Origin of the sequence: Atlanticothrix silvestris CENA357 (assembly GCF_016056295.1) — a bacterium.
Taxonomy (GTDB): domain Bacteria; phylum Cyanobacteriota; class Cyanobacteriia; order Cyanobacteriales; family Nostocaceae; genus Atlanticothrix; species Atlanticothrix silvestris.
Map to the genome: position 1 here is coordinate 1 of NZ_JAECZB010000018.1, position 25,910 is coordinate 25,910.

Below are 25,910 nucleotides of genomic sequence, written 5' to 3' on the forward strand. Positions count from 1 at the left end.
CTGAACCCTTCTTTCTTGATACTAGACTGGCGATTCCCAATTCTGTATAAGCCTTGAACCACCTTTGTACTGTGGCACTTCCTCTTCCCAACACTACCGCTAAATCTTGTATTGTCCTTACCTGACCTATCTTTAGTAAATACAATGCTTGAATACGTTCTTTTCCTAATGCTGTTTTCTGTTTTTTCAGCAGTTCACGTAATTCCTCTGCCGATTCTTCTATTTTTACTTTGGTGACTCCAGCCATGAACTTCTGCTCATATTTCTGACTTAACTATTTCTATCATTTTTTTAGTGAATTGGTATCACCATACAACAACCGATGATCGTAAGAATAATATTAAGCAAACTATAGGTCTAATTCAAGATTGTTTTGCTAAAAAAGAACCATCTGCTTTAGGACATGGCGTTGAACTCGTACTTGATCTTGAAAACTCTTTGCGTCGTTCTCGCATAGAAACCTCAAGGTATGAATGTAAGCAAGGGTTACTCGATTTATCGGCGAAAAGAAGCCTAAATAAAGATTTACTAGAAAGAATTGTTGAAACTATATGTGGAATAGCAAATTTAGGGTCAGATAGCGATGGATATATTCATATTGGAGTTACTGACTCTCAAAAGGACGCTGATAAGATCGAAATGCTAGATAATGTAAGACCTATTGAGATTAATGGAAGATATATTGTAGGAATTGATAGAGAAGCAAAGCTACAAAAGCAAACTGTCGAGCAATATGTGAGATTGCTAACGAATACAATTCATAATTCTGCTCTTACAGAAATATTAAAGACACATGTACTAACTAAGTTTGACACGATATCATATAAAGGTCATTCAGTCATTAGGATTACTATTCCAGCCCAAACTGAGGTTTCATTTATTGGAGAAAAAGCCTTCACAAGAAAAGACTCATCAACAGTTGAGATACAAGGACGTGATTTAATAGCTATTTCTAAGCTTTTTCAAAAATAATCAGTTTGCGAGGTGGGCATTGCCCACCATACTATACTTAATTAACGCAAACTACTAGCTGGCATACCCAAAATATCCTCAATCCTGGGCATATCTTCCAATGCAATTACTCGTCCTTCATCCTCAAAACCAGCGATCTGATCAAAGTTTAAATACCGATACAAATCATCAGCAAAAGGATGAATCTTCTGCGCCACAATATCCATATATTCTTGTACTGTGGGAATGCGTCCTAGCAATGCACAAACTGCGGCTAATTCTGCTGAACCAAGATAAACTCGTGCATCTTTACCCATGCGATTGTTGAAGTTACGAGTTGAGGTAGAAAAGACCGTTGTTCCATCAGCAACTCGCGCTTGATTGCCCATACACAAACTACAACCAGGCATTTCTGTGCGCGCATTTGCAGCTTTAAAAATATCATATACACCTTCTTCTTGAAGTTGGTGTTCATCCATGCGCGTGGGGGGACAAATCCACAAACGAGTTTTTACTTCACCTGCGCCTTCTAACACTTTGCCTGTTGCCCGATAATGACCAATATTCGTCATACAAGAACCAACAAATACTTCTTGCACAGGATCATTAGCAACTTCCGATAATAATTTCACATTATCAGGATCATTGGGAGCAGCCACAATTGGTTCTTTGATTTCGTTCAAATCAATTTCAATAATTTCGGCATACTCTGCATCTGCATCAGCTTCCATTAACACGGGATTTGCTAACCATTCCTGCATCTTAGCAACGCGGCGCATAATGGTACGCTCATCGTGATAGCCCCTCGCTACCATATTCGTTAACAGCGTAATGTTAGAACGCAGATATTCGGCAACTGTCTCGATACTCAATTTAATAGTGCAACCTGCACAAGAACGTTCTGCGCTAGCATCGGTAAGTTCAAAGGCTTGTTCCACTTTCAAATCTGGTAAGCCTTCCATTTCTAGAATCTTACCAGAGAAGATATTTTTCTTGTTCTGCTTCTCTACTGTTAGCAAACCTTTTTGCATAGCTACGTAGGGAATTGCATTGACAATATCTCTTAGAGTAATGCCGGGTTGCAATTCACCTTTAAAACGTACTAATACCGACTCTGGCATATCTAAAGGCATAACACCCAAAGCACCAGCAAAGGCTACTAATCCAGAACCAGCGGGGAAGGAAATACCCAAGGGGAAGCGGGTGTGAGAGTCGCCACCTGTGCCTACGGTATCTGGTAGCAACATCCGGTTCAGCCAAGAGTGAATAATCCCATCGCCAGGACGTAAAGCTACACCGCCACGTTGGGAGAAAAAGTCTGGTAGTTCTTGGTGAGTTTTAATATCAACTGGTTTGGGATACGCCGCAGTGTGACAGAAGCTTTGCATTACTAAGTCTGCACTGAAACCCAGACAAGCGAGTTCTTTTAATTCATCGCGGGTCATGGGGCCAGTGGTATCCTGGGAACCAACAGTGGTCATGAGGGGTTCGCAAGATGTACCAGGACGAACACCGGGTAATCCACAGGCTTTACCCACCATTTTCTGTGCCAGGGTGTAACCTTTGCCTGTATCGCTGGGTTGCTGGGGACGGATGAACAATGTACTAGGTGCTAAACCGAGGGCTTCGCGGGTTTTGTCGGTGAGGGTGCGTCCAATAAGTAGGGGGATGCGTCCACCTGCACGGACTTCATCGAGGATGGTATCGGGTTTGAGGGTAAAGGTAGAAATAACTTCGCCTGCTTCGTTGACGATTGTACCTTTGTAAGGATAGATAGTGATCACCATGCCGGTTTCTAGTTTGGTGACATCGCATTGAATAGGCAAAGCACCGGCATCTTCAGCAGTGTTAAAAAAGATCGGCGCGATCGCACTACCTAATATATACCCTCCAGCCCGTTTGTTGGGTACAAAAGGAATATCATTTCCCAAATGCCACAATACCGAGTTAATGGCAGATTTACGAGAAGAACCAGTACCAACTACATCTCCGACATAAGCAACGGGATGTCCTTTTTTCTTCAATTCGGCAATGGTTTCTAAACTTCCAGGTTGCCGTGACTCTAGCATTGCTAGGGCATGTAGGGGAATATCCGGGCGAGTCGTGGCGTGAGTGGCGGGGGATAAGTCATCGGTGTTGGTTTCGCCGGGAACTTTAAAAACCGTGACATTAATATATTCTGGTAGCTGCGGACGAATAGTAAACCACTCAGCTTCTGCCCACGAATTAATCACTCGCTTGGCGTAAGGATTAGTTTTAGATAACTCCAAAACATCATGAAAAGCATCATACACCAGCAAGATTTTACTTAAAGCGTCAGCAGCGTAGGCGGCTATGGGTTCCTTTCCTTCTCCTCCCATTACTAAAGGCGTTTCAGAAGAATCTGATACAGATACAGTAGGCGATTGCAGCAAATCGATTAAAGATTGCACATTATAACCACCCACCATTGTGCCTAGTAATTCCACCGCTTCAATAGGTGAAATCAAAGGACTAGTAATTTCTTTTTTGGCAATGGCGGTGAGAAATCCAGCCTTCACATAAGCAGCAGCATCAACACCAGGGGGTACGCGATCGCGCAATAAATGCAATAATGTACTTTCTTCACCCTTGGGCGGATTTTTCAGCAATTCACACAACTGTGATGTTTGCTTTGCGTCTAATGGTAAAGGGGGAATTCCTAATGCTGCTCTTTGGGCAACATGCTGACGGTATTCTTCTAGCATTTTTACGTTCTCCATTGAGGTGATCTCCCCTTAATAATAGGAAAATTTTTGGCAGGGTTGAGCTATAAAAGTTTATCGTATTTTTATTGCTTAAAGCATTACTGGTAATCACTTTAAACTGATTATGTCTTATACTTAAATTATAGTCGTAGTAAGCTTGTTCAGCCTTTGTTGATTAGTAGACAGACATGTTTATAGTTAAATTATAATCAATCTGAGCAAGTTAGAAATATAGATAATTGTTTTAATTTAATTACGCCTAATCTTTTCATATTAAAAAGGCATTAACTGACTATCAAAACTATTTGATATGAATATTTTTATCAGCCATCCAAGATGGATAACAGGCACAGATAAAAATTAAATAAAAAATTATAAACTTTGTTTTGTATGAATAAAAATATTAGCTTTTTTGCGAAAAATATTCAGTTGATTTCTAGTAAATAATTTTGTGAATAAACAGTTAAAAAATTTCAAAAAGCATAGAACAGTTTAAGCGATCGCTTTGGGAGTAATCATGAGTTAAATTTAGCAAAAACGCAAGAGGGAGCATCTCACTTTCGTAAAAACACCTCTGTCCCGGCGAATGAAATTTCCTGGAGTCCGCGTAGGCGGTGAGGGAGTCGCAGTCTTGGCGGTTCCCGTCGTTAGCGCAGCGTTAGCGAGTCTTCGAGCGTCTTGTGAACTCCCGAACCCGAAGGGACTTCGTTTGTGTAGCCGCGATTTCTAATCGCCAGGTGTATTGGATATGCATTGTTCGTTGATAATTATCGATGAAGCTCGTCAAGCGATCGCACTGTAGGAGAGGAGTTTTGATTAATTAGTCTGTGTCCCGGTATGATAAGGATTTATCCATCACTAGTTAAAAAATTAGTGTCTAGAGTAGTAAGATCTGAACTTATACAATGCTTAAGCGGAATAATATTAAATATTATGTTTAAACATTAAAAATTTGGGTTTTGTACTCATTTTAGTATGAGGTCTATTGTGTCTGAGTCTCCCCTATTAGATCTAATTATCAAAAATGTGCGAGTAGTTTGTCCTCATAAAGATACTGTCGAACTACTTGATTTGGGAATTAAGGATGGGAAATTTGCCCAGATTGCCCCTAATATTAGCTCAGACAAAAGCCAAGAGATATTTGATGCCCAAAATTTGCTGGGCTTTCCTGGGGTCGTGGATGCCCACATGCACATCGGTATCTATCAACCCCTCGATAAAGATGCTGTGACTGAAAGCAAAGCAGCCGCAATGGGAGGCGTGACTACAAGCCTGAATTACATCCGCACCGGGCAGTATTATCTCAACAAAGGCGGCTCATACCGCGATTTTTTCCCAGAGGTATTGGCCTTATCCTTAGGTAATTTTTTTGTAGATTACAGTTATCACATTGCACCTATAGCTAGCCAGCATATCGAAGAAATACCGCTACTGTTTGAACAATACGGTATATCTTCCTTTAAAATCTTCATGTTTTATGGCGGTTACGGGTTGCATGGTTTATCAGACCAGCAAAATCTCTTTTTGATGATTAATAAAGAGGAACGCTACGACTTCGCCCATTTTGAATTTATTATGCGCGGTCTAACTCGCTTAATAGAAGCACATCCAGAAGCGCGAGATATTATCAGCTTGAGTTTGCACTGCGAAGTTGCAGAAATTCTCAACGCCTACACCAAAATAGTAGAAAATGATTCTAGTCTTAGCGGATTGAAAGCTTACAGTGCAGCGCGTCCCCCTCATTCCGAAGGTTTAGCAATTTGCATTGCTTCTTATTTGGCACATGAAACCAACTGTGCAAACATCAATTTGTTACATCTAAGTTCCCGTAAAGCAATGGAAGCAGCTTTGACTATGCAAACTGCTTTTCCTCATATCAATTTTCGCAGAGAAGTTACTGTGGGGCATTTGCTATTAGATGTCGATACTCCCAATGGTACTTGGGCAAAAGTCAACCCTCCTATTCGTCCCCGTGCTGATGTGGAATACTTGTGGCAAGCAGTACTCAACCATCAAGTAGATTGGATAGTTAGTGACCATGCTTGCTGTTCTGCCGAACAAAAACGCAGTGCTAAAGACCCGCATAATATTTGGTTAGCAAAGTCTGGTTTTGGCGGTACAGAATATTTACTTTCTGGTGTAATTAGTGAAGGTAGCAAGCGGGGAATGTCTTACAACCATATAGCTAAGTTGCTATCTTGGAACCCATCGCAGCGTTTTGGTTTGTTAGAAAAAGGTGATATCGCCATTGGCTACGATGCAGACTTGGTATTAGTAGATCCCAATGAAAGTTTTGTGGTACACGCTGCTGAGTCAGAGTCACAACAAGGTTATACACCGTTTGAAGGTGTGGAGTTAACTGGACGGGTGAAGAGTACCTTTTTGCGGGGAAATCTGATTTACAACAACGGACAAGTTCTAGGTTCCCCAACGGGACGTTATTTGAAACGCTCCCATTCTGAAATCCAGGCAAAAGCCGATGTCTGATTGGCAACTAGGAACATAACTCAAACTTGAAATATCAAACCTAATCATATTTTGTTGCATAATGATGAAAGCAGCACGTATTCATAACTACGGTGGGGCAACTGCTGTACGAATAGATGAGATAGAAGTTTTGCCACCAAATCCTGGTGAAGTCAGGATTCGGGTAATGGCTGCTGGTATTAACAATTCTGACTTACAGACCACCTATGGAACCTATCGCGGATATGGTCATCAAGAACTACCTTATATCCTAGGGCAGGAAGCTGCTGGTGAGGTTGATGCTGTGGGGTTAGGAGTCAAAGAATTAGTGCCTGGAATGCGTGTTGTTGGACGTGTTAGGGGTGCCTTTGCGGAAATGGCATTTGGTCTGGCAACCGAATTGTTACCTCTTGCCGATGACGTATCATTTACACTAGCGGCTAGCTTACCTATTGCTTATCTAACTGCTGGGATGGCACTAATTCACAAAGCCAATGTCCAGCCTGGAGAGTGGGTTTTGATACATCCAGGTAGTGGCGGTGTTGGCAGCGCCGCACTTCAACTTGCTCAACTGCTAGGAGGGCGAGTCATTGCGACTGCTGGTAATCAAGCAAAGGTACAACGATTACTAGAGTTAGGTGCATTACAGGCAATTGATTATAGCCATCAAGATGTAGTTGCCGAGGTGCGAAGAATTACCGACAACTTAGGGGTACAAGTGGCACTTGATGGCGCAGGAAAAGTAACTTTTGCCCATTGTTTGGATGCGATCGCTAATAATGGCCGTATTGTCAGCTATGGTACTACTACGGGTATGGATGCTGCCTTGCCTTTGGGAAAATTGCTAGGACGCAATGCTACAATTTACGGCATTGCTCTTTGGTATAACAATGATTATCAAGCAAGTTTGGGAACACTCAGGGATTTGGTGATTCCAGCAGTTGCTCAAGGAAAGATACAGCCAACAATTGATGAGATAGTTGATCTAGAAGGGGTGTCTGAGGCACTGATCAAAATGGAAAACCGAGATTTGATCGGGAAGATTATTGTAGTTCCATAATATTAAATCTGAATCTCAACTCCAGTAATGTAGGGTGTATCAGGAAATGAGCCAACGGATCAAAAGAGCATTTTTAGACACAGAAGATGGACAAATTCTTTACCGTATCGGTGGAGAAGGCGAACCCATACTTTTACTGCACATGACTCCCCGCAGTAGTGATGAATTTCAAGAACTGATGCCTATTTTGGCAGCCAAAAAATTAGTAATTGCAATGGATTTAATGGGGTTAGGTGATTCTGACAAGCCCTCCAGAGTTTATTCAGTTGCAGATTATGCTAAAACTGCGATCGCACTTTCGGATGAATTAGGCATAACAAAGACAAGCATCTTCGGTAGTCTTACGGGCGCTTATATTGCAGGAGAAGTGGCAGTAGCTTACCCAGAACGAGTTGAAAAACTCATCCTCTGCAATGTAGTTGGATTTGACGCAGAAGAACAAGATAAAATCCTCAAGAGATATTCTCAAGGGTATCAAATTAAAGAAGATGGCTCCCATTTGATGGAACAATGGTTAGCTCGTGTCAATTACATCGGTAATGGAGAGTTAAATCATCGTTGTGTTTTAGATGATTTGAAGTGCTTTGCCGCTCCTGTATACCCTGGTTTGGCTGTAGCTAACTATTGTCTTTCTGCCCAAGAAAGATTTCGTTTAATTAAATGCCCGACCCTGATTTTGTCAGGAGATAAGGCTTTAGAACCATTAGAAAAAGTTGGTTTAGCCAAAGCTGAAAATCAATCTTGGCTTAAGGAAGTAATTCCTAATAATCAAAGGATTCAATTAGAAGGTGGAAACCTTTGGATGGTCAATCAAATGCCAGAAGAAGTATTAAAAGTAGTAGTTGATTTTCTGGAAAAATAATAAATACTTGTACAAAATTGATTAAGTATTTTTGCATTGAGGGAGAACAAGGAACAAAAAATATAACTGCCCAGTAAATATACAAATAAATTTGCCTACCTATTTAGCAAGAAGACAATGAACGACGAATTACCATTGATTATCGAGTGTCGTTGTAACGAAATAGCTTATCGCGAAGACAATTCTGCTTTGCCCTACTCTCCAAAAGAGATCATCCGCGAAGCAGTTCGTGCCTGGGAAGCAGGGGCTTCGATTTTCCATTGGCACGGGCGAGACCCAGATAGTGGGAAACCGCGCAACGAAGTTGAACTTTATCTCGAAGTGATACAGGGAATTCGCGAACAAACGGATCTCCTAATTCATCCGACGCTTGGCTACATTACACAGAATCAGGTAGAGGATCGCGTCCGGCACATCTTGGCAGTGAATGACGATCCAGTTTTGCGGGTTGACATGGCACCAGTGGATTTCGGGTCGCTCAACGTGGATTTCTGGAATCCCCAGGCAAAAAAGTTTACTACCTATGACCAAGTGTATGTTAATAGCCGTGATAACCTTAGGGCGGTGCTGGAAGTATTCAAGGAGCATAATATCTACGTCAGTTCAGTTTGTTGGGATGTAGGACAAATGCGAACAGCGCGTTGCTTCCAGGAAATGGGACTTTTGCCACAGGAGACGCTTTGGGAGTTTGTTTTTACTGGGGAAGTAATGCCGGCTGGAGCTGCGGCGACTATATCGGGTTTGCAGGCGTTTATAGCTGAGGTTCCTGCTGGCAACCAGTGGCTGGCACTTTGCTGGAATGGAGACGTGATGAGGGTGGCAGCTTGGGCAATTACAATGGGAGGCCATGTCGCGATTGGACTAGGAGATTATGCTTACACTCGCTTTGGTAAACCGCACAACGGCGAGTTAGTAGACAAAATTGCAAAGATGGCGCATACACTCGGTCGGGAAGTTGCAACGCCAGCGCAAACCCGCGAGATTCTGAAGATGTCGCCGAGAGCTTCCCAAAGTAAAGAGCTAAAGGTAACTGCCAACTAAGACTGTGGCGGTCAATTTCTTCTTGACGATCGCAGCAGAATAACATAGTTATTTATTTGTGATTAACATCTTACCGAAGGAGAGCAAAATATGTCTAATCTAAATGTTGCAAACGGTAGCTGCTTATGTGGAGCAGTAAGCATGTCCACAACAAGTATGAGTAATCATCTAGGAGCGTGCCATTGTAGTATGTGTCGCAAGTGGGGTGGAGGGCCTTTGTTAGTAATTGAGTGTGGAAGTGATGTTAGCTTCTCTGGTGAAGAAAATATCGGGTTTTATCAATCTTCAGAATGGGCAGAGCGTGGATTCTGTAATAAATGTGGTAGCCATCTATTTTATAAATTGAAACAAAATAACCAGTACTTCATGCCTGTTGGACTATTCGATAACGGTGAAGATCTTATTCTCGATCATCAGTTATTCATCGATGAAAAACCTAAATATTACTGTTTTGCGAATGCAACCAAGAACCTGACAGGGGCAGAGGTATTTGCACAGTTTATCCCTCCATCATCAAAATAATATTACCCGATCACCAGTAATCCCAATCGTATGAATGGGCAAAAAATCTAACTGCGATCGCTCAAATAATAATGAAACAAAAAATTAAACGAGCTTTTTTAGATACAGAAGATGGACAGATTCTTTATCGCATCGGTGGCGAGGGTGAACCGCTGCTGTTGCTGCACATGAACCCCCGCAGTAGTGATGAATATCGCGAACTTATGCCTATCCTTGCTAAACACAGACGAGTCATAGCAATGGATTTGATGGGATTTGGTGATTCGGATAAACCACCGAGAATGTATACAATCGCTGACTATGCGAAAACAGCGATCGCGCTTTTAGATGAATTAGGTATAGAAAAAACCAGCATCATGGGAAACCATACAGGTGCTTTTGTAGCCGGAGAAGTAGCAGCAACTTATGGCGATCGCGTTGATAAACTAATCTTGGGTAATGTAGCTGGTTTCGGTGAAGGAGGGCAAGCAGAGCTATTTAGAAGATTTGAGGAAGGTTTTAACATCAAAGAAGATGGTGGGCATCTCATGGAAAGATGGTTAGCCCGTTCTCGATACGTAGGCTCTGCCGAATTAAATCACCGTTGGGTTTTAGACGATTTAAAATGTTTTGGTCATCCTTTATATGCAGTTTGGGCTGTCGGCAATTACTGTTTAGATGCACCAGAAAGATTTCGTTCTATTAAGTGTCCAACTCTGATTATTTGGGGAATGGATGATGTCAAAGAATTTGAAAAATTGAGTTTAGCAAAAGCAGGCGATCGCTATTTTCTTTCTCAAGCAATTCCTCATGGCAAAGTAGTTGAATTTGACCAAGGAACAATTTGCATGATGAATCAGATACCTGAAGAAATAGCGCAGGTAGTAATCGAATTTTTGAACAATTCAGAATAGTTCAGCCTCTAATTTCCCAAGATTGCTGTACATTTAATCTCTACGATTAGTCCTGGTGTAGATAAAGCAGTAATACCAACGCCTGTCCAAGTCGGGAAATTATTAGTAAAATAGCGATCTTTTACTTTGATAAACAGTGACAGATGTGGAATAGTAAACTGCTGTTCTGAACCATTAGAAGGCTGAACTTCCAAACTACCGAGATTCACCCCTGTCACATGGTAAGTAATCATCTCTACCACATCATCAAAAGTCGCTCCTGCTGCTGTCAGTACCTTTTTTACATTCTCGAAAGTCTGGACAAATTGGGCTTCTACTCCCTCTACTACCTGTAAATTTTCATCGCGTCCCACCTGTCCTGAAATATATAAAGTATTGCCTACCTTAATGCCAGGGCAGTAATGATACTTTTCGTATAAAATTTCCATCCCTTTAGGAATAATGACTTCACGAGTCTTCGCCATCTAAATAGCTCCCCACTTTTTAAACTGAAAATTTGGCGTTGCTGAATTAAGATATGAAATTCAAAAACCAAGTATTCTCAAATCTTACTCTCTGCGACTCTGTCTTGAAAAGTTTGTTACGGAGGGAAACCCTCCGACGCTCGCAGACTCGCTCTAAGTGTAGCTATGCCGCAGGCTTTACGCTTCGCTATGACAACTTTTCGCTGCGACTCTGCGTGAAGCAAATTCATATTTTCACTCAGCAACGCCGAAAATTTTAACCTCTCATAGCAGTCAGAATCGAGCGCGCCGCATCGGTTAGCAACCAGCCATCAGCAGCAGGTAGCACGAAATCATAGCCCTTAGCGAACAGTTCGCGACCTCCGGCGGCATGGCGACTGACACCCCCAAGCCAACAATCAGGGGTGGAGCGAACTATCGCTTCAGCTTCCGCCATCAATCGGTTAAGTTCTGAATTATCGTAAGTTCCTAACTTAGTCAGTGCAGCAAAATCGTCTGCGATGTCTGCCATCAGATCGCCTGCTCCTAAAACTACCATATCGATACCGTCAACTGCGGCAATTTCCCTGACATTCTCAAAACCCTGACGGGTTTCAACAATAACGGCTACAAGTAGATTATCCCGATAATTGGCAGGATACTCTAGCTCTGCCAAACCCCAGTACACCGATTTTGACCTTAACCGAGAAGTATTAGGACGAATCGCACTTGCACTTATCTTGGCTCTATGCATTAGTCACATCTTTCGTAAGAGGGATAAATAAGTTTAAAATACCAATCCTAAGTAGGATTATTGAGGCTCTGTTCTGGACTTTAATAAAAAGTCAAGTAAGTTCAAAATCTAACTTTTAAAAATTCGCTTGAAATTAAAGAATTTTAATCCTTCATTATTAAATAATAATGCAAGCATAATCCTTACTTAAGCATCAGTATCAATTAAGACAACCAAATGTAAAAACGCATTTTCCGATAATAGTAAATTAGTGGCGAGAAAAATGTACAGTTTTTTCAAACCAAATGATGTGCTTTTAAGAGATAGAGCTTTTTGTGCTTACGCCGATATGTTTACTATTAAAACTGGAATTGAATTTCTGTAAAATACCCTTGGGCTAAGCTCTGGGGTAATTCATCTAATCTAATTATTTGTTGAATATTCTCTTGATCATTAACTATAGTTTTGTGATTTTTAGCTAATTCTCCTAAATACTTTAAATCCCAACTTTCTAACTCTAATAATAAGGATGTGTTGTTACCATATCCAGCGTCTATAATTACTATTCCTGGTTGATAACCACGGTTTAATGTTAGGTCTATTAATTTTTTTCAATGTGAAAGCTATGCCCAGATAGCACTATACTCTTTTTTACCTTCGATCTGGTTCAAGTCCTGATATCGCTTTTAATTTAAACTTCAGTACCATAGAGTTTATAGTCCAAGCTAAAACTTCTCAAAACGGTAAAACTCTTCAGGAGACAACATGACACTTTTAACTATTGACACCAAAAACAATTGTTACGTTATTGACGCTAATGCAATGAACCACCTGCAAGAAAATGTTGCTAGCTCTTTTACTTTGGAGAAAGGGACTTTTGATATAAAAATTACCAGTGGTCGCTATAGTTATGCTCAGAGCGAAACTGAAGGCGAACCTTTGGTTGTACTTTGGATATATGGGGTTGATGGTAGTACATTTATCAACAAAAACACAGGCGCTGAAACAGGTGCAACTTGGACAACTTTAAACGGATATAACAAGACGTTACAGTTGGAAGTCAAAAAGAAAGCTGTTATCTGTGCTTTGTTTTTTGATGTGAATAATAGTGATAACAAAGGAGCAGTTAATCTTTTAATTAGCAGCAATAAATCACATTTTAATCCTCAAACTCTAACAGTTGGTAGTAAAAATAACTGTTATGTTCTTGATGAAAAAGTTCTATCTAAGCTGAAGCAACCAAATTCTAATTTTATTGAATTGGAACCAGGCAATTACAAGCTCAAAATTCGTGAAGGCAACGCAACTTATTGGTCTTCTGAGCAAAAATTCCAATTAGAACCTTGGGCTTTACTATGGATTAAAGATGGAAAATTTATTTCTAATCTTACTGGTCTTGAAGTTAAAGAAACTTGGTGTTCGCTCAACGGATTACAAGAGGAATTCATTTTAGAAGTCAAAGAAAAAACTACTATTTTAGGATTTTTCTTTGATACCTACAAAGAAGATAACAAAGGACAAGTCGTTCTAGAAATTAACACAGTGAGTGAGACTGAAGTAACCGAAGAGTATGAAGGGCAGAAGAAACCCCAAGTAACAGTAGGGACAGGCGGTAATGGGAATAAAGACAATGTCACCCTTGTAAGCACTGGTGGTGGAACTACCACTGGAGGAGGTCGCTTCAGCGGTGAGAATGATTTCAGCTTCAGTTTCGATCAAGATCAGATGGAGCAAATGTGGCAAGAGATGGCTACCAATATCGAAAGCTCAGTAAGCGTAACAGCTCAAAAAGACGAAAATAAACAAGCTTACTGGGAAAGTCTTGAAAACTCGATACTCAAAGGCTATCAAAGCCAAGCTAAGACACTTGCCATGCAGGTAGCACGGCTTGAGTTCATGCTGAAGACTCTTATACAACAAATGGAGGTAAATTTTAACCAGAACTTCCAAGGTTGGTCTAATTACTTTAACAAGAATCTCAACGACTTGTTTATTACGAGAATTCCCAGAATAGTTAATGACCAGGTTAATCTGGCAATTACTGAGCAAACCCAAGAAGTTAAAAACTTAGTAATTCAACAGATACAAACAGAACTCAATGAGCATGTTGAGTCTGTCGTTAATCTGAAACTCACTAATCAAGCTCAAGAGATTAAGACTTCAGTCGTTCAGCAAATGCAAACAGAACTGGAGCAACGGATAGAAAATGTCGTTAATGTCAAAATTGCTAATCAATCTCAACAGATTAACACTCAAGTCATTAACCAGATATCAAATGACATTGACCAGCGCATTGAAAATGTCGTTAATGTCAAAATTGCTAATCAATCTCAACAGATCAGTAATCAAGTAACTCAGCAGATACAATTTGACATAGATCAGCGTATTGATAATGTCGTCACCCTGAAAATTTCTGATTACACCCAGGATGTTAAGAATCTTGTGATTCAGCAAATGCAAAACTACATTCAGGAACGGATTGACAATGCAGTTAACATCAAAATTGCTAATCAAGCCCAAGACATTACCACTCAAGTGGTTCAGCAGATCCAAAGCAACATTGATAAGCGTATTGATGCGGTAGTTAACATCAAAATTGCTAATCAAAACCAAAACATTAAGAGCCTGGTAGTCCGACAAATTGAAGCTGATTTTGATCAACGCATCAAGTCTGTTGTTAACCAATCTACAGGTGACAATGTTCAGTTAGTTGTTAATAATGTCGTCAACGAGCTTGATAATCGCATCAATGTCAACTTAGACAATAAAATTGTCAACTTCCGCAATGAAGTATCTACCATCGTTAACAATGAGATTAACCAAAACTTCACGGAATCTCTCAAAACGACGGTTTTATCAGATATCAAAAAACAACAGTTCTACATTGATATGCAGTCAATCAAAGCTGAGGTGGAGAACTTTTACGCCCGTTTAGGACAGTTTGAGAGTCAGTTATATTTTCGTATTGAACAGGGTGATACCCAACTTTATAATTGGACTCTCGAACAACTTATTGCCCTTCAAGGTTGCTTAACCGATCGCCAAGCTCTGGTTGAGATTTTTGAGATTTTCGCCAGTAACCTTAAAGACGAACTGAATGGTGCTGAATGTGTTCATCCTAGTCGGTTTACCCCTTGGGTAAGAAGAACTTCGCAAGCACAACTTGAGCCTAAGCAGCCTCATGAACTGCCAAACGCTTAATTATCCCAACTACATCTGTGACTTTTCACCCCACATCGTAGGTTAGCGAGACTTAAACAAAAATTAAGCCCAAATGTAACCTAAAACCTCAACTAGCTTTATCAGTAAACTAAAAAGTTTTTCAGAGAAGAGCAACTACCAAATATTTGGTTTACTGGTTCTATGATCATGCAAGCAAAGTTGAAATCTTATAGTTTAGCGTCAAACATTGGGCGATCGCCAAAGATAAAAGATAAACCTAATCTTCCAGAAACTTATTAAACTGAGTATTGGATGTTGGGGAAAAGATTCTCTATCCCTTTCTTTTCGAAATCAGCTTAATCATTGAAGCCTCCGTTTCACTTCTTCAGCCAAATTAGCTAATTCTACTTCTACTTGTTCGCCTGATTTCAAATCTTTAAGAGAAGATTTTTGCGCTGCTGCTTCTTCCGAGCCAATAATGACGCAGAATTGAATGCCTTGTTTATCAGCTAACTGGAATTGTTTACCCAATCCTTTTTTATCAAAACTAGTTACAACATTGATACCAGCTTGACGCAGTTGTTGAGACACCTGTAAATAAATAGGCATCAAATCTTCTTGCATATTTACTACCATTACTTGTGCAGGTGTGGCAGATAAAGTATTTAAAATACCAGCTTTCAGTAAGCGACTAATTAAGCGAGTTAACCCAATAGAAATGCCTACGCCAGGCATTTTTTCACCTAAAAAGGTTCCTACTAATTCTTCATATCTGCCGCCAGAACAAATACTGCCTAAAGCTTCATGTCCTAATAGAGTAGTTTCATAAACTGTACCCGTATAATAATCAAGTCCACGAGCAATAGATAAATCAACACAGAAACGCTTGTCGGAGACTCCCAAATTGCGAACGCCTGTAATCACAGTTTCTAGTTCGGTAACTCCCAAGCCGAATTGCTCAGCTTCTGGTAGATTACAAGAGAGGTGCTTGAGTTTATCTAATACTTCGTCAACTGTGCCATCAATTTTAATAAAATCAATAATTTTTTGAGTCTGTTCTATCGAAATACCTTCTTTTTCTAACTCTTGCTTCACTTTAAGCTCACCAATTTTTTCCAGATTATCAATAATACCAATACAAGATTTAATTTTGTTTTCGGCAACTCCTACTGACTGAAAAAAACCTGTGAGAATTTTGCGATTATTGATGCGAATCAAAAAATTACCGATGTTAACTGCTTCAAATATTTCGGTGATAATTGCAGGCATTTGAGCATCATATAGTAAGCTGAGTTGACTGCGAGCAACTACATCAATATCGCATTGGCGAAACTGTCGAAAACGTCCGTCTTTTGCCCGTTCGCCCCGAAACACAACATCCATTTGATAGCGAGCAAAGGGAAAGGTTAATTTATTTAAATGACGAGCAATATAAGCTGCTAATGGGACTGTTTGGTCAAATTTTAAAGCTCTGGCTTCTGAACCAGTTTCGCCGGCTTTCTCTTTCTCAGCTTGTCGATTTGGTGGCAGAATGGGATCAATGCCATAAATAATATTATCGCCTTGATTACCCTTAGCTTGCAGCACTTCTAAACGTTCTACTGCGGGAGTTTCAATAGGTGTAAAGCCGTAGCTTTCAAAAACTTTACGAATGGTATCTAGTAAATATAATTCTAAACGTTTTTCGCTAGGAAGAAATTCTGGAAAACCACTAGGAGTAGAAAAATTTATTTTGTCTGCTTTTGCCATGTTTTACTATTGCCAATATGTGTAACAAAACCTATTTTAATTTTTGTATCTTTGTGCCTTTGTCGTGTCATTTTTGCACTACAAAGACACGAAGAAAAACTAATCTCTAAATTTTAAAATTATTATCTTAGCCGTTCTTCTTGAATCAGGGTGCGCTGAAAAATTTGATAATTTTTGAACCAATGCCAAGTCCGAGCGCGATAATTATTGTCTGGGCTAATATAGATCATTTCATATAAGTTCATTTCTGGGTTTGTCTTATATGAAAACCATAAAATTACAACGGAATCATCTGCTTCCCAAGCTTTACCTTGAATGCGTTCAGTGTCAAATAAAAGTTTTTTATCACTATACATTCCTGGAAATTCATATTCCTCTTGTTTCCCATCAGACCATTTGTAGCGATTGACTTGGTAGTAGGGATGGGGGCTATTTTCGGGAAATTGGCAACTTAAGTGAGACTCATATTGATCGAGAATTTGTCCTGCTGTATCAACTAATGTATACGTACCTACCCAATCTCCTTCGTGACGGGCAAGTACAGGCATTTCTTCTCGTATATTAGACATTACATAACTCCATTAAATTAAGCGGCTTTGTTGGGAAACAGATCATAACTTTAGAATATTATCTCCCGCGATCACGTTCTAAATCATCGATCACTTTTTGCAAATACCACTCTTGCGACATCCCAGGATGGTAATTTTGCTGCTGTTCAATCAATTTTTGGGCGATTTCCCAATATCCCCCAACTAATCGCAAAAGTCGCTGTCGTAGCAAATTATACTTTTGTTGTTTTGATTCAGGGCTAGATTGCTGGATTTTTTTGAGGCTGTTTAAAACTTGGTGGTAATTTTCCCAGTTTTCTTGTTCACAATAAATACTAGCTGCCCGTTGATAATCGGCAACAGCGTGTTGCATTTCTTCTAAAAAAGTATAGGCAATGCCACGATTGTAGTAAGCTTGGGCATCATCTGAATTGATTTGCAGTGCTTGGGTGTAATCTTGAATTGCATCAAGATAATTGCCAATTGCCCGATAGACATTGCCTCTGGCAACATAGATTAAGGCATCTTGGGGTTTAATTTGCAGAGCTTGATTAAAATCAGCGATCGCTCCTTGATTATCTCCCAAAAGCGAACGTGCTTTGCCGCGATTACGATAAACTACCGCATCGTGAAAATTTAATTGTAGTGCTTGGTTAAAGTCAGCGATCGCTCCTTGATAATTCCCCATTTTGCAACGTACCACACCACGACAGCAATAAGCTTGGGCATCTTGCGGATCGGCTTGCAATACCCAGTCTAAATCGGCAATAGCAGAGCGCGTATCTCCTTTTTCTGCTTTCTCTAATAACTGCTTAAAATATTCGTTTGTCGATATTATGGGTGTAATCTGAGAATTTTGTGGCGAAACAATTTGTTTTTCTGGCGGTTGTAGCTGTTTAATTTTTGCCAAACACAGGCGACAATTTTCTTTGTCTTGTTGTGCTAAATATAACTCTGCTGCTTTTTTAAAGTTAGCGATCGCATCTTGAATATACCCTTGTTTGCGCCGCACTATTCCCCGCAAATTATAAGCCGCAGCATGATGGGGATTAAGACGAATAGCGCGATCAACATCCTCAAGCGCTCCAGGCAAATTTTTGAGGGCTACCCTGGCCAATCCCCGACAATAATTTGCTTCTACACTATCAGGATAAAAGTTGAGGGCTTGAGTGTAATCTGAAACAGCTTGGTGAATTACTCCTGAGTCATAATATGCTAAACCTCTTTGCAAGTAAGCTTCAGCAAAGTAAGGTGTTAGTTGTAAAGCACGATTAAATTCCTCAATCGCTCCAGCGTAGTCTTTTTGTTTCGCTTTTTCTAATCCCCTATAATAAAATTCGTCGTTCATAGCATTTTTTAATTAACTCAGCTAGATGATTTCTAGAAATTTAACTGTAGCGATCTGCACAGATCAGAGGCAACATTACTTGGGATGGTGACTAGCTCAAATAGACCAAGGATTAATGATTACAACCCCTGTTCCAGCAAAATCATTTTCGTTACGGGTAACAAGTGATAGAGAGTTTTGCAAGGCGATGGCTGCAATGAAAGAATCCATGACGGGTAGAGGTCGTCCATTCTGTTCTAGTTGTCCGACTAAGTTTCCCCACAACATCATTGTTGAGGCATCTATACTTAAAATTTTGTGTTCAAAGCGATTGGGTAGGGTTTCATTTAGCCAAGTTGCTAGAGATTCTTTGCGCTTAGATGCAGTCAGTTTGCTGATGCCTTTAGCTATTTCGCCAATTGTAATCACGCTTAGGTAAAGTGTTTCTGGCACTTGGGCATCTAGCCAATCTAAAACTTGTTGATTTGGTTGTTTGACAACTAGTTCAGAAATCAGGCAGGTATCAAGGAGGTAGGTCATGGGGTGAAGGCATCGTGGGTCAGGCTGCGATCTCGGCTCAGGTCGAGTTCTTCGGTGAGTTCAGCCAAGGGGGATTGACGAAAGAATTCTGAGAGTTTGCTTGGTTGCTCTGAGTGGGTATTTTGTATAGTGAGGCTTTGGGCAAGGAGTTGGATAATATACAGTTTTTCGTTGGGGGAAAGTTGAAGGAGTTGTTGTTCGAGTTCTGGGATAACCATGATGGAGTTTAAGTAGAGAGTAATTTTATTTTATTTTCCCTAACCCCGCAAATATAAATTCTTCATAGCTATAGTTACCGCAGAAGGCCTGATGCAGCCTTCTCATTATTGACAGATGGTGGATTTTGTGTTTTGCTTCGCTATTTTCTGACTATCACTGGCGATCGCGATTAAATTCTCTGCTTGTTTATCCAAGGTGTATTAAAATTAAGTTAACTTTAATTAAGATTCTTGTCGGCATCATAGATTTACCATAATGCCTTTATAGCTTTATGGCGATGCATGATCAGACATCAGATTAAACAAAATGGATTTATAAACATCCGTTGTACACCTAATCTAGTAACACAGGTTAAGACAGCATTGGACAATGGTTCACCCAATCCAGGCAGTTGCAAAACCAAAAGGTAATAACACCAGTAGTTACTAGAGATAGTTAATTTTAATGGCATCTAGAGGCAAATTAAGATGAAATTCTCTTGGAGAGTCCTGGTACTCTGGACATTGCCAGCTTTGGTAATTGGCTTTTTCTTCTGGCAAGGGGCATTTGCTGGCGCTCCTGCTGAGATGGGTAAAAATGCAGCTAATACTCGTATGACCTATGGTCGCTTTCTAGAATACTTGGACGCTGATCGCGTTACTAGTGTAGATCTCTATGAAGGCGGCAGGACAGCAATTATCGAAGCTAACGATCAAGATATTGAAAATCGCATCCAGCGTTGGCGGGTGGATCTGCCAATCAACGCTCCTGAGTTAATTACTAAACTCAAAGACAAAGGAATTAGTTTTGATGCCCACCCCATGCGGAATGATGGCGCTATCTGGGGATTATTGGGTAATCTGATTTTCCCAATTTTATTGATTACTGGACTGTTCTTTTTGTTCCGTCGCTCCAGTAATATGCCCGGCGGCCCAGGCCAAGCGATGAACTTTGGCAAGTCTAAAGCCCGCTTTCAAATGGAAGCCAAAACCGGAGTAAAGTTTGACGATGTAGCAGGTATCGAAGAAGCAAAAGAAGAACTGCAAGAAGTTGTCACTTTCTTGAAACAGCCAGAAAGATTTACTGCTGTAGGTGCGCGTATTCCTAAAGGAGTGCTGTTAGTTGGGCCTCCAGGAACTGGTAAAACTTTACTAGCAAAAGCGATCGCTGGGGAAGCAGGTGTCCCATTCTTCAGCATTTCCGGCTCGGAATTTGTGGAAATGTTCGTAGGTGTAGGTGCATCCCGTGTCCGCGATTTGTTTAAGAAAGCCAAAGACAACGCCCCTTGTATCATCTTTATTGATGAAATCGACGCTGTAGGACGGCAACGGGGTGCTGGTATTGGTGGCGGTAACGATGAGAGAGAACAAACCCTCAACCAGTTGCTCACCGAAATGGACGGCTTTGAAGGTAACACAGGCATCATTATTATTGCTGCTACCAACCGTCCCGACGTATTAGATTCAGCCTTGTTGCGCCCAGGACGTTTTGATCGACAAGTAACTGTCGATGCACCCGATATCAAAGGACGTTTGGAAATCTTGGGTGTTCACGCACGTAACAAAAAACTAGATCCCAGTGTATCCTTAGATGCGATCGCTCGCCGGACTCCTGGTTTTACTGGTGCAGATTTAGCCAACTTACTCAACGAAGCCGCGATTCTTACCGCCAGAAGACGCAAAGAAGCAATCACCCTCCGCGAAATTGATGATGCCGTGGATCGTGTAGTTGCAGGGATGGAAGGTACTCCTTTGGTAGATAGCAAGAGCAAGCGCTTAATTGCCTACCACGAGATTGGACATGCTTTGGTTGGGACTTTATTGAAAGACCATGACCCAGTGCAAAAAGTCACCCTGATTCCACGAGGACAGGCACAAGGTTTGACTTGGTTTACTCCCAACGAAGAACAAGGCTTAATTTCCCGTTCTCAACTCAAAGCCAGGATTACTGGCGCTTTGGGTGGTCGCGCCGCTGAAGAAGTGATTTTTGGCCCTGCAGAAGTCACAACTGGTGCTGGTGGAGACTTACAGCAGTTGTCAGGAATGGCAAGACAAATGGTGACTCGGTTCGGAATGTCAGACTTAGGGCCATTGTCGCTAGAAAGCCAACAAGGAGAAGTGTTCTTGGGTCGTGACTGGACAACCCGATCTGAATATTCAGAAGCGATCGCTTCTCGTATCGATGCTCAAGTCCGCGTAATTGTGGAAGATTGTTACGAAAACGCTAAGAAAATTATACGTGACCATCGCACCGTCACTGATCGCTTAGTGGATTTGCTCATCGAGAAAGAAACCATTGACGGCGAAGAGTTCCGTCAGATTGTGGCTGAATACACTGAAGTACCTGAAAAGCCTCAGTACGTGCCACAAATCTAGTATTTGACATAACATTAGTTAAATGGGTATGGTAAACAAACCATACCCATTTTTATCTGGGTACACAAAAAATTATCAGTTCCCTAGGTAAAAATTTCTGAGTAAATCACTCGTATTTTCCATAAAATTGCTGTATCCTAGTTTTTCCTAGGTAAATTTTTCAACACTAGACTCCATAAAAGCTTTTTACGGATCTCTCTGAAGATTCTTGAAAGACTTATTAGTCTCTCTCAGAATCAATGTTTAGGTTCTCATTTTTCAATGTTCAGTTTTCAAACCTTTAGATAGATATGCAACTAATCAAAAAATCGGAAAGGCTACTGTTAAAGAAAATAAAATTAATGGAGGAAGCAGAAGAGCAAACTCTTTCAACTGACACTCCAGAGATTTCAGAAACTATTTTTGAGAAAAAACCAGAACTATATCTAGAGAGTCAAGAACCTAACTATATTCCCAAACGCGACAATCCTGAGGTTCAATCTGTGGGGAACTCAGGATGGCAGCCTTCGGAAATTTGGAAGGATATTCGATTGGATGGATTCTAAGAAAATAGAATAACGAAATATCGAAAACTAATTTTAACGTCCTGCCCCAGCAGCCTCTTTTTCTACTGGAAGAGAACGGAGCAACTCCCGAATTACATCGGTTGCTGCCCTTCCTGTAATTGCACAGTATTCTTCCAGTTTATTTCTTTCTTCTAATGTCAGATTTACCGTCAATCGTTTAACAGCCCATTTTTTATTCATGACTCACCTTAAACTGTGAAATACTACTAAATTTTTGACACAGAAAAATTTATTTCTGTTTGAAAGTCAATTCATTCAGGTCTTGAATAGATTATACTGAGTAGTTATTCTCTGCATAATCAATAATTATTATGCATCATATCAAACTCTATGGTTTTGTGGTAGTGTTTTAAACTAGGAATGATGATTTCTTAACATTTTTTTGACTAACAGGACTGGCGTAAGCAAAATTTGTCATAGCGGCCGTAACGTATTATAGGCAAGCGATCCCGGATTTTGAGATGATTACGTCATTATCGCTCGTAATGACCCAATTAGGTGAATTTTGCGTAAGTCCTAGCTAAGTAAAGATGCTATGTTCAAATGTAGCAAAAAACTTTACTTACGGAATAACATTTAAATCTATAATTTAGTAGTGTAACTTCAATAAATCAGCTTATTAATGAGTAAAAGAGAATATAAGCGATCGCTCACTTTGTATAATTAATGAAATATCGCTGTTAAATTATGAAAATTGGCGAATAAAGTTCAAAATCTAGTCAATAAATTATTTGCGATCGCCCAGTCAACACAAATATAGCGATCCGATTTGATTTATAAAATTATTTGCGTAGTCAGGCAATAGGCAATAGGCAATAGGCAATAGTCAAGAAGCCTCTTTGAGTCATACTGAACAAAACTCAGTACACTTTCTTGAAAAATTCTCCGGGGGGAGTATCCCCGGCAGACTTTCCGCTTTATTCCTTCTTACCTGTTCCCTGTTCCATGCCTACGCAAATGATTTCAGGAATCAAAGCAGATTCCTATATATTCAGTTAGATTTAGATGAGGCTAGAAAGCAATTTTACCTCTGCATAGCCAATCTTTGCCACGAATCCCTAACAATCCTCGCCTCAACAACAGAATAGGTACACAAGTGCCGTAAAATTATACTCCATCTGGCATTTGCTAACCCATTAACCCCATGTATTGCGACTACTTGGTACAAATCCTGACCGCCCGTGTATATGATGTTGCCCAGGAAACACCACTGGAGTATGCCCCAAATCTTTCTGCAAGACTGAATAACAAGCTTCTATTGAAGCGAGAAGATATGCAGTCAGTATTTTCTTTTAAGTTACGTGGTGCTTACAACAAGATGGTGAACTTGCCTCCTGATGTACTAGCACAGGGTGTCATTGCTGCATCTGCCGGCAACCATGCCCAAGGAGTTGCCCTTGCTGCTAATCGGTTGGGAACACGGGCAATTATCGTCATGCCGGTGACTACACCCCAAGTCAAAGTGAATGCAGTTAAAACACGAGGGGGAGAGGTTGTGTTACATGGCAATACCTACGATGATGCATACACTTACGCCCGTCAACTAGAACAAGAAAAAGGATTGACCTTTATTCATCCTTTTGATGATCCAGATGTAATTGCTGGACAGGGAACTATTGGCATGGAAATTCTGCGGCAATACCAGCAGCCCATCCATGCCATATTTGTCGCAATTGGCGGTGGTGGATTAATTTCGGGGATTGCAGCGTATGTGAAACGGCTGCGTCCGGAGATCAAGATTATTGGTGTTGAGCCAGTGGATGCTGATGCGATGTATCAATCGCTAAAAGCTGGACATCGGGTACGATTACCTCAGGTGGGCTTATTTGCTGATGGAGTAGCAGTACGGGAAGTAGGTGAAGAAACCTTTCGTCTATGCCAGAATTACGTAGACGAAATTATTTTAGTGGATACAGATGCCACCTGCGCCGCAATTAAAGATGTATTTGAAGATACGCGATCAATTTTAGAACCTGCCGGTGCATTAGCGATCGCAGCTGCTAAAGCCTACGCAGAACGAGAAAAAATCCAAGGACAAACATTAATTGCCGTCGCCTGCGGTGCTAACATGAACTTTGACCGCCTCCGCTTTGTAGCAGAACGAGCCGAGTTCGGTGAACGCCGTGAAGCTATTTTTGCAGTCGCAATTCCCGAAGAACAAGGTAGTCTACGCAAGTTTTGTGAATGTATCGGCAAACGCAATCTCACAGAGTTTAACTATCGCATTGCTGATGAACGAGAAGCGCATATTTTTGTGGGTATGCAAATTCAAAACCGTGCTGATGCAGTCAAAATAGTAGAAACCTTTGAAGGCTGCGGTTTTAAAACCATTGATTTAACAGATGATGAACTGACAAAATTACATCTGCGTCACATGGTTGGGGGACACTCTCTTTTGGCTCACAACGAGTTACTCTACCGTTTTGAGTTTCCAGAACGCCCTGGTGCATTGATGAAATTTGTCGGTTCTATGAGTCCCAACTGGAATATCAGTATGTTCCACTATCGTAATAATGGGGCAGATTATGGACGCATTGTTGTAGGGATGCAAGTACCACCCCAAGAAATGAAGGAATGGCAAGCATTTCTTGACACCCTTGGTTATCGCTATTGGGATGAAAGTCAAAATCTCGCGTATAAGCTATTTTTGGGTTAAGAGAGGCGGTAAGCAAATGCAACCCATTCGTTGAATCGTTCACAATCGATGACCTCGAATCCTACCTCTGTTAAAGCCGTAACTACATTTTCCTCGTGATCAGTGGTAAAGCCGGCTGTAGTTAGTATTCCAGGTTGACGCAGCGATCGCCTAAAGTCATCGGCAAGGGCAATATGCACTCGTGCTAAAATATTGGCCACGATCAAGTCAAAGACTGGCTCACTTTCAATTTTTGATACATTATTACTTGTAATTCCACCCATCCAATGCCCCAGGTCACTGCCAACTCCTAAACTTCCTTCCACCACTGTTACCTGTTGCTCTACCTGATTAAGAACTACAGCATCCTGAGTTGCTTGTACAGCAATAGCGTCATTATCTAATGCTAAAACCGTCGCCCCCAGTTTGGCGATCGCTACACTCAAAATACCAGAACCAGATCCCAGGTCGAGGACATTCATCGTCGGGACAATGTACCGTTCAAGTAGTTGAAGAGCGAGAACAGTTGCTGGGTGTAAACCGCTACCAAAAGCTAAACTGGTCTGCATTCTCAAGATTACTTCGTCTGTAACTTGAGATTGGTAAGGTGCATTAGGAGCAAGCACAACAAATCGTTTGCCAATCCGGTGAACCAGCGGGTTATGGATGCCTGCGCCTGTTGATTTTGCCTCAACCACAGTTGTTTGAATTGTAGTTGCTAGTCCTGTACGGTGCAAAGGTGACAGCAAATTGACAATTTTTTCTACAGTTACCCGCGAGTGGACATTATAAGGAATGTGTAAGCGAATCGTAAATGTCCAAGGGGGTTGTACTAAATCTTGCTCAGCTAATTTCGATTGGCTCTGTTCCAGATATTTTGTGATCTCAATATCATCAATATCGATAATTTCAGCCAGCAGCGTACAGACCCAATCAACAGCCTCATCTGTTGTATCAAGGCTCAATTCCATCAACGACATAAGTTTTTCCTCGGCTGTAGCTGCATTTTTATAATTTTAATTGGGTGCGGGAATGAATAATCTAAAGCTGGATAATTGGCAAAATATAGACTCGCTTCTGCTGAGGACAGGGCACAATAAAGATAAGTAAGAG

At 40.8% G+C, this 25,910-nt stretch carries 22 protein-coding genes and 1 pseudogene; 11 read left to right on the top strand and 12 right to left on the bottom strand.

The window, feature by feature from the left end; all coding sequences use genetic code 11:
• On the bottom strand, positions 1-247 hold a 247-nt coding region (locus I8751_RS09980), incomplete at its 3' end, for a helix-turn-helix domain-containing protein (protein WP_214439012.1).
• 47 nt (positions 248-294) lie between these two features.
• Between I8751_RS09980 and I8751_RS09985 the strand changes: the two genes are divergently transcribed.
• Positions 295-972, top strand: a complete 678-nt coding sequence (locus tag I8751_RS09985; protein ID WP_318780310.1) for an AlbA family DNA-binding domain-containing protein — start codon at positions 295-297, stop codon at positions 970-972.
• 41 nt (positions 973-1,013) lie between these two features.
• Here the strand turns inward: I8751_RS09985 and acnB are convergent, their stop codons facing one another.
• Positions 1,014-3,677 (bottom strand): bifunctional aconitate hydratase 2/2-methylisocitrate dehydratase, encoded by a 2,664-nt coding sequence (acnB, locus tag I8751_RS09990; protein ID WP_214439066.1) that lies wholly within the window; start codon positions 3,675-3,677, stop codon positions 1,014-1,016.
• A 987-nt stretch (positions 3,678-4,664) separates the two neighbouring features.
• Here acnB and I8751_RS09995 point away from each other — a divergent pair.
• The 6 genes from I8751_RS09995 to I8751_RS10020 all read left to right on the top strand — a co-directional run bounded on the left by I8751_RS09995 (position 4,665) and on the right by I8751_RS10020 (position 10,521).
• Positions 4,665-6,164, top strand: coding sequence for an amidohydrolase family protein (locus I8751_RS09995; protein ID WP_214439013.1), 1,500 nt, complete (start codon positions 4,665-4,667; stop codon positions 6,162-6,164).
• A 61-nt stretch (positions 6,165-6,225) separates the two neighbouring features.
• On the top strand, positions 6,226-7,203 hold the full coding sequence (locus I8751_RS10000; protein ID WP_214439014.1) for a quinone oxidoreductase family protein: 978 nt from the start codon (positions 6,226-6,228) through the stop codon (positions 7,201-7,203).
• A 46-nt stretch (positions 7,204-7,249) separates the two neighbouring features.
• Positions 7,250-8,065: an alpha/beta fold hydrolase gene (locus I8751_RS10005; protein ID WP_214439015.1), complete on the top strand. Its 816-nt coding sequence runs from the start codon at positions 7,250-7,252 to the stop codon at positions 8,063-8,065.
• Between the two features lie 117 nt (positions 8,066-8,182).
• Positions 8,183-9,106, top strand: a complete 924-nt coding sequence (locus tag I8751_RS10010) for a BKACE family enzyme (protein WP_214439016.1) — start codon at positions 8,183-8,185, stop codon at positions 9,104-9,106.
• Positions 9,107-9,196: 90 nt separating this feature from the next.
• Positions 9,197-9,628 (top strand): GFA family protein, encoded by a 432-nt coding sequence (locus tag I8751_RS10015; RefSeq protein WP_214439017.1) that lies wholly within the window; start codon positions 9,197-9,199, stop codon positions 9,626-9,628.
• A 71-nt stretch (positions 9,629-9,699) separates the two neighbouring features.
• Positions 9,700-10,521 (top strand): alpha/beta fold hydrolase, encoded by an 822-nt coding sequence (locus tag I8751_RS10020; RefSeq protein ID WP_214439018.1) that lies wholly within the window; start codon positions 9,700-9,702, stop codon positions 10,519-10,521.
• 8 nt (positions 10,522-10,529) lie between these two features.
• Here the strand turns inward: I8751_RS10020 and I8751_RS10025 are convergent, their stop codons facing one another.
• From I8751_RS10025 to I8751_RS29555, 3 genes and pseudogenes are all read right to left on the bottom strand, one after another.
• Positions 10,530-10,985, bottom strand: coding sequence for a RidA family protein (locus tag I8751_RS10025; protein WP_225894078.1), 456 nt, complete (start codon positions 10,983-10,985; stop codon positions 10,530-10,532).
• A 256-nt stretch (positions 10,986-11,241) separates the two neighbouring features.
• A complete protein-coding gene (locus I8751_RS10030; RefSeq protein WP_214439019.1) occupies positions 11,242-11,718 on the bottom strand; it encodes an aldolase/citrate lyase family protein in 477 nt (158 codons plus the stop codon).
• Between the two features lie 350 nt (positions 11,719-12,068).
• A pseudogene (locus I8751_RS29555) lies at positions 12,069-12,305 on the bottom strand (IS701 family transposase); the annotation flags it as partial.
• Positions 12,306-12,462: 157 nt separating this feature from the next.
• On the opposite strand from I8751_RS29555, the gene I8751_RS10035 reads away from it, so the two are divergent.
• Positions 12,463-14,898, top strand: a complete 2,436-nt coding sequence (locus I8751_RS10035) for a hypothetical protein (protein ID WP_214439020.1) — start codon at positions 12,463-12,465, stop codon at positions 14,896-14,898.
• A gap of 321 nt (positions 14,899-15,219) precedes the next feature.
• Here I8751_RS10035 and hisS read toward each other — a convergent pair whose 3' ends face one another.
• The 5 genes from hisS to I8751_RS10060 form a co-directional block, all read right to left on the bottom strand.
• Positions 15,220-16,608 (bottom strand): histidine--tRNA ligase, encoded by a 1,389-nt coding sequence (hisS, locus tag I8751_RS10040; protein WP_214439021.1) that lies wholly within the window; start codon positions 16,606-16,608, stop codon positions 15,220-15,222.
• A 122-nt stretch (positions 16,609-16,730) separates the two neighbouring features.
• A complete protein-coding gene (locus I8751_RS10045; protein WP_214439022.1) occupies positions 16,731-17,177 on the bottom strand; it encodes a DUF3598 family protein in 447 nt (148 codons plus the stop codon).
• Positions 17,178-17,235: 58 nt separating this feature from the next.
• A complete protein-coding gene (locus I8751_RS10050; protein ID WP_214439023.1) occupies positions 17,236-18,504 on the bottom strand; it encodes a tetratricopeptide repeat protein in 1,269 nt (422 codons plus the stop codon).
• Positions 18,505-18,600: 96 nt separating this feature from the next.
• Positions 18,601-19,023, bottom strand: a complete 423-nt coding sequence (locus I8751_RS10055) for a type II toxin-antitoxin system VapC family toxin (protein WP_214439024.1) — start codon at positions 19,021-19,023, stop codon at positions 18,601-18,603.
• Positions 19,020-19,241, bottom strand: coding sequence for a hypothetical protein (locus I8751_RS10060; protein ID WP_214439025.1), 222 nt, complete (start codon positions 19,239-19,241; stop codon positions 19,020-19,022). Before I8751_RS10060 ends, I8751_RS10055 begins: the two co-directional genes overlap by 4 nt.
• Positions 19,242-19,709: 468 nt before the next feature.
• On the opposite strand from I8751_RS10060, the gene ftsH2 reads away from it, so the two are divergent.
• A complete protein-coding gene (ftsH2, locus tag I8751_RS10065; protein ID WP_214439026.1) occupies positions 19,710-21,596 on the top strand; it encodes an ATP-dependent zinc metalloprotease FtsH2 in 1,887 nt (628 codons plus the stop codon).
• A 290-nt stretch (positions 21,597-21,886) separates the two neighbouring features.
• A complete protein-coding gene (locus I8751_RS10070) occupies positions 21,887-22,141 on the top strand; it encodes a hypothetical protein (protein ID WP_214439027.1) in 255 nt (84 codons plus the stop codon).
• A gap of 33 nt (positions 22,142-22,174) precedes the next feature.
• Here the strand turns inward: I8751_RS10070 and I8751_RS10075 are convergent, their stop codons facing one another.
• A complete protein-coding gene (locus tag I8751_RS10075) occupies positions 22,175-22,342 on the bottom strand; it encodes a ribbon-helix-helix domain-containing protein (protein ID WP_214439028.1) in 168 nt (55 codons plus the stop codon).
• Between the two features lie 964 nt (positions 22,343-23,306).
• Here I8751_RS10075 and ilvA point away from each other — a divergent pair.
• Positions 23,307-24,818: a threonine ammonia-lyase, biosynthetic gene (gene ilvA, locus I8751_RS10080; protein ID WP_214439029.1), complete on the top strand. Its 1,512-nt coding sequence runs from the start codon at positions 23,307-23,309 to the stop codon at positions 24,816-24,818.
• Here the strand turns inward: ilvA and I8751_RS10085 are convergent.
• A complete protein-coding gene (locus tag I8751_RS10085; RefSeq protein WP_214439030.1) occupies positions 24,815-25,777 on the bottom strand; it encodes a 50S ribosomal protein L11 methyltransferase in 963 nt (320 codons plus the stop codon). The genes ilvA and I8751_RS10085 overlap by 4 nt on opposite strands.
• Positions 25,778-25,910: the final 133 nt, after the last annotated feature.

Bases quoted from the DNA above. Each gene is read 5' to 3' on its own strand.
- acnB (WP_214439066.1), bottom strand. From the start codon at position 3,677: ATGCTAGAAGAATACCGTCAGCATGTTGCCCAAAGAGCAGCATTAGGA.
- I8751_RS10005 (WP_214439015.1), top strand. From the start codon at position 7,250: ATGAGCCAACGGATCAAAAGAGCATTTTTAGACACAGAAGATGGACAA.
- I8751_RS10035 (WP_214439020.1), top strand. From the start codon at position 12,463: ATGACACTTTTAACTATTGACACCAAAAACAATTGTTACGTTATTGAC.
- I8751_RS10060 (WP_214439025.1), bottom strand. From the start codon at position 19,241: ATGGTTATCCCAGAACTCGAACAACAACTCCTTCAACTTTCCCCCAAC.
- I8751_RS10045 (WP_214439022.1), bottom strand. From the start codon at position 17,177: ATGTCTAATATACGAGAAGAAATGCCTGTACTTGCCCGTCACGAAGGA.
- ilvA (WP_214439029.1), top strand. From the start codon at position 23,307: ATGTATTGCGACTACTTGGTACAAATCCTGACCGCCCGTGTATATGAT.
- I8751_RS10055 (WP_214439024.1), bottom strand. From the start codon at position 19,023: ATGACCTACCTCCTTGATACCTGCCTGATTTCTGAACTAGTTGTCAAA.
- I8751_RS10075 (WP_214439028.1), bottom strand. From the start codon at position 22,342: ATGAATAAAAAATGGGCTGTTAAACGATTGACGGTAAATCTGACATTA.
- ftsH2 (WP_214439026.1), top strand. From the start codon at position 19,710: ATGAAATTCTCTTGGAGAGTCCTGGTACTCTGGACATTGCCAGCTTTG.
- I8751_RS10070 (WP_214439027.1), top strand. From the start codon at position 21,887: ATGCAACTAATCAAAAAATCGGAAAGGCTACTGTTAAAGAAAATAAAA.
- I8751_RS10000 (WP_214439014.1), top strand. From the start codon at position 6,226: ATGATGAAAGCAGCACGTATTCATAACTACGGTGGGGCAACTGCTGTA.
- I8751_RS10020 (WP_214439018.1), top strand. From the start codon at position 9,700: ATGAAACAAAAAATTAAACGAGCTTTTTTAGATACAGAAGATGGACAG.
- I8751_RS10030 (WP_214439019.1), bottom strand. From the start codon at position 11,718: ATGCATAGAGCCAAGATAAGTGCAAGTGCGATTCGTCCTAATACTTCT.
- I8751_RS10015 (WP_214439017.1), top strand. From the start codon at position 9,197: ATGTCTAATCTAAATGTTGCAAACGGTAGCTGCTTATGTGGAGCAGTA.
- I8751_RS10050 (WP_214439023.1), bottom strand. From the start codon at position 18,504: ATGAACGACGAATTTTATTATAGGGGATTAGAAAAAGCGAAACAAAAA.
- hisS (WP_214439021.1), bottom strand. From the start codon at position 16,608: ATGGCAAAAGCAGACAAAATAAATTTTTCTACTCCTAGTGGTTTTCCA.
- I8751_RS10085 (WP_214439030.1), bottom strand. From the start codon at position 25,777: ATGTCGTTGATGGAATTGAGCCTTGATACAACAGATGAGGCTGTTGAT.
- I8751_RS10010 (WP_214439016.1), top strand. From the start codon at position 8,183: ATGAACGACGAATTACCATTGATTATCGAGTGTCGTTGTAACGAAATA.
- I8751_RS10025 (WP_225894078.1), bottom strand. From the start codon at position 10,985: ATGGCGAAGACTCGTGAAGTCATTATTCCTAAAGGGATGGAAATTTTA.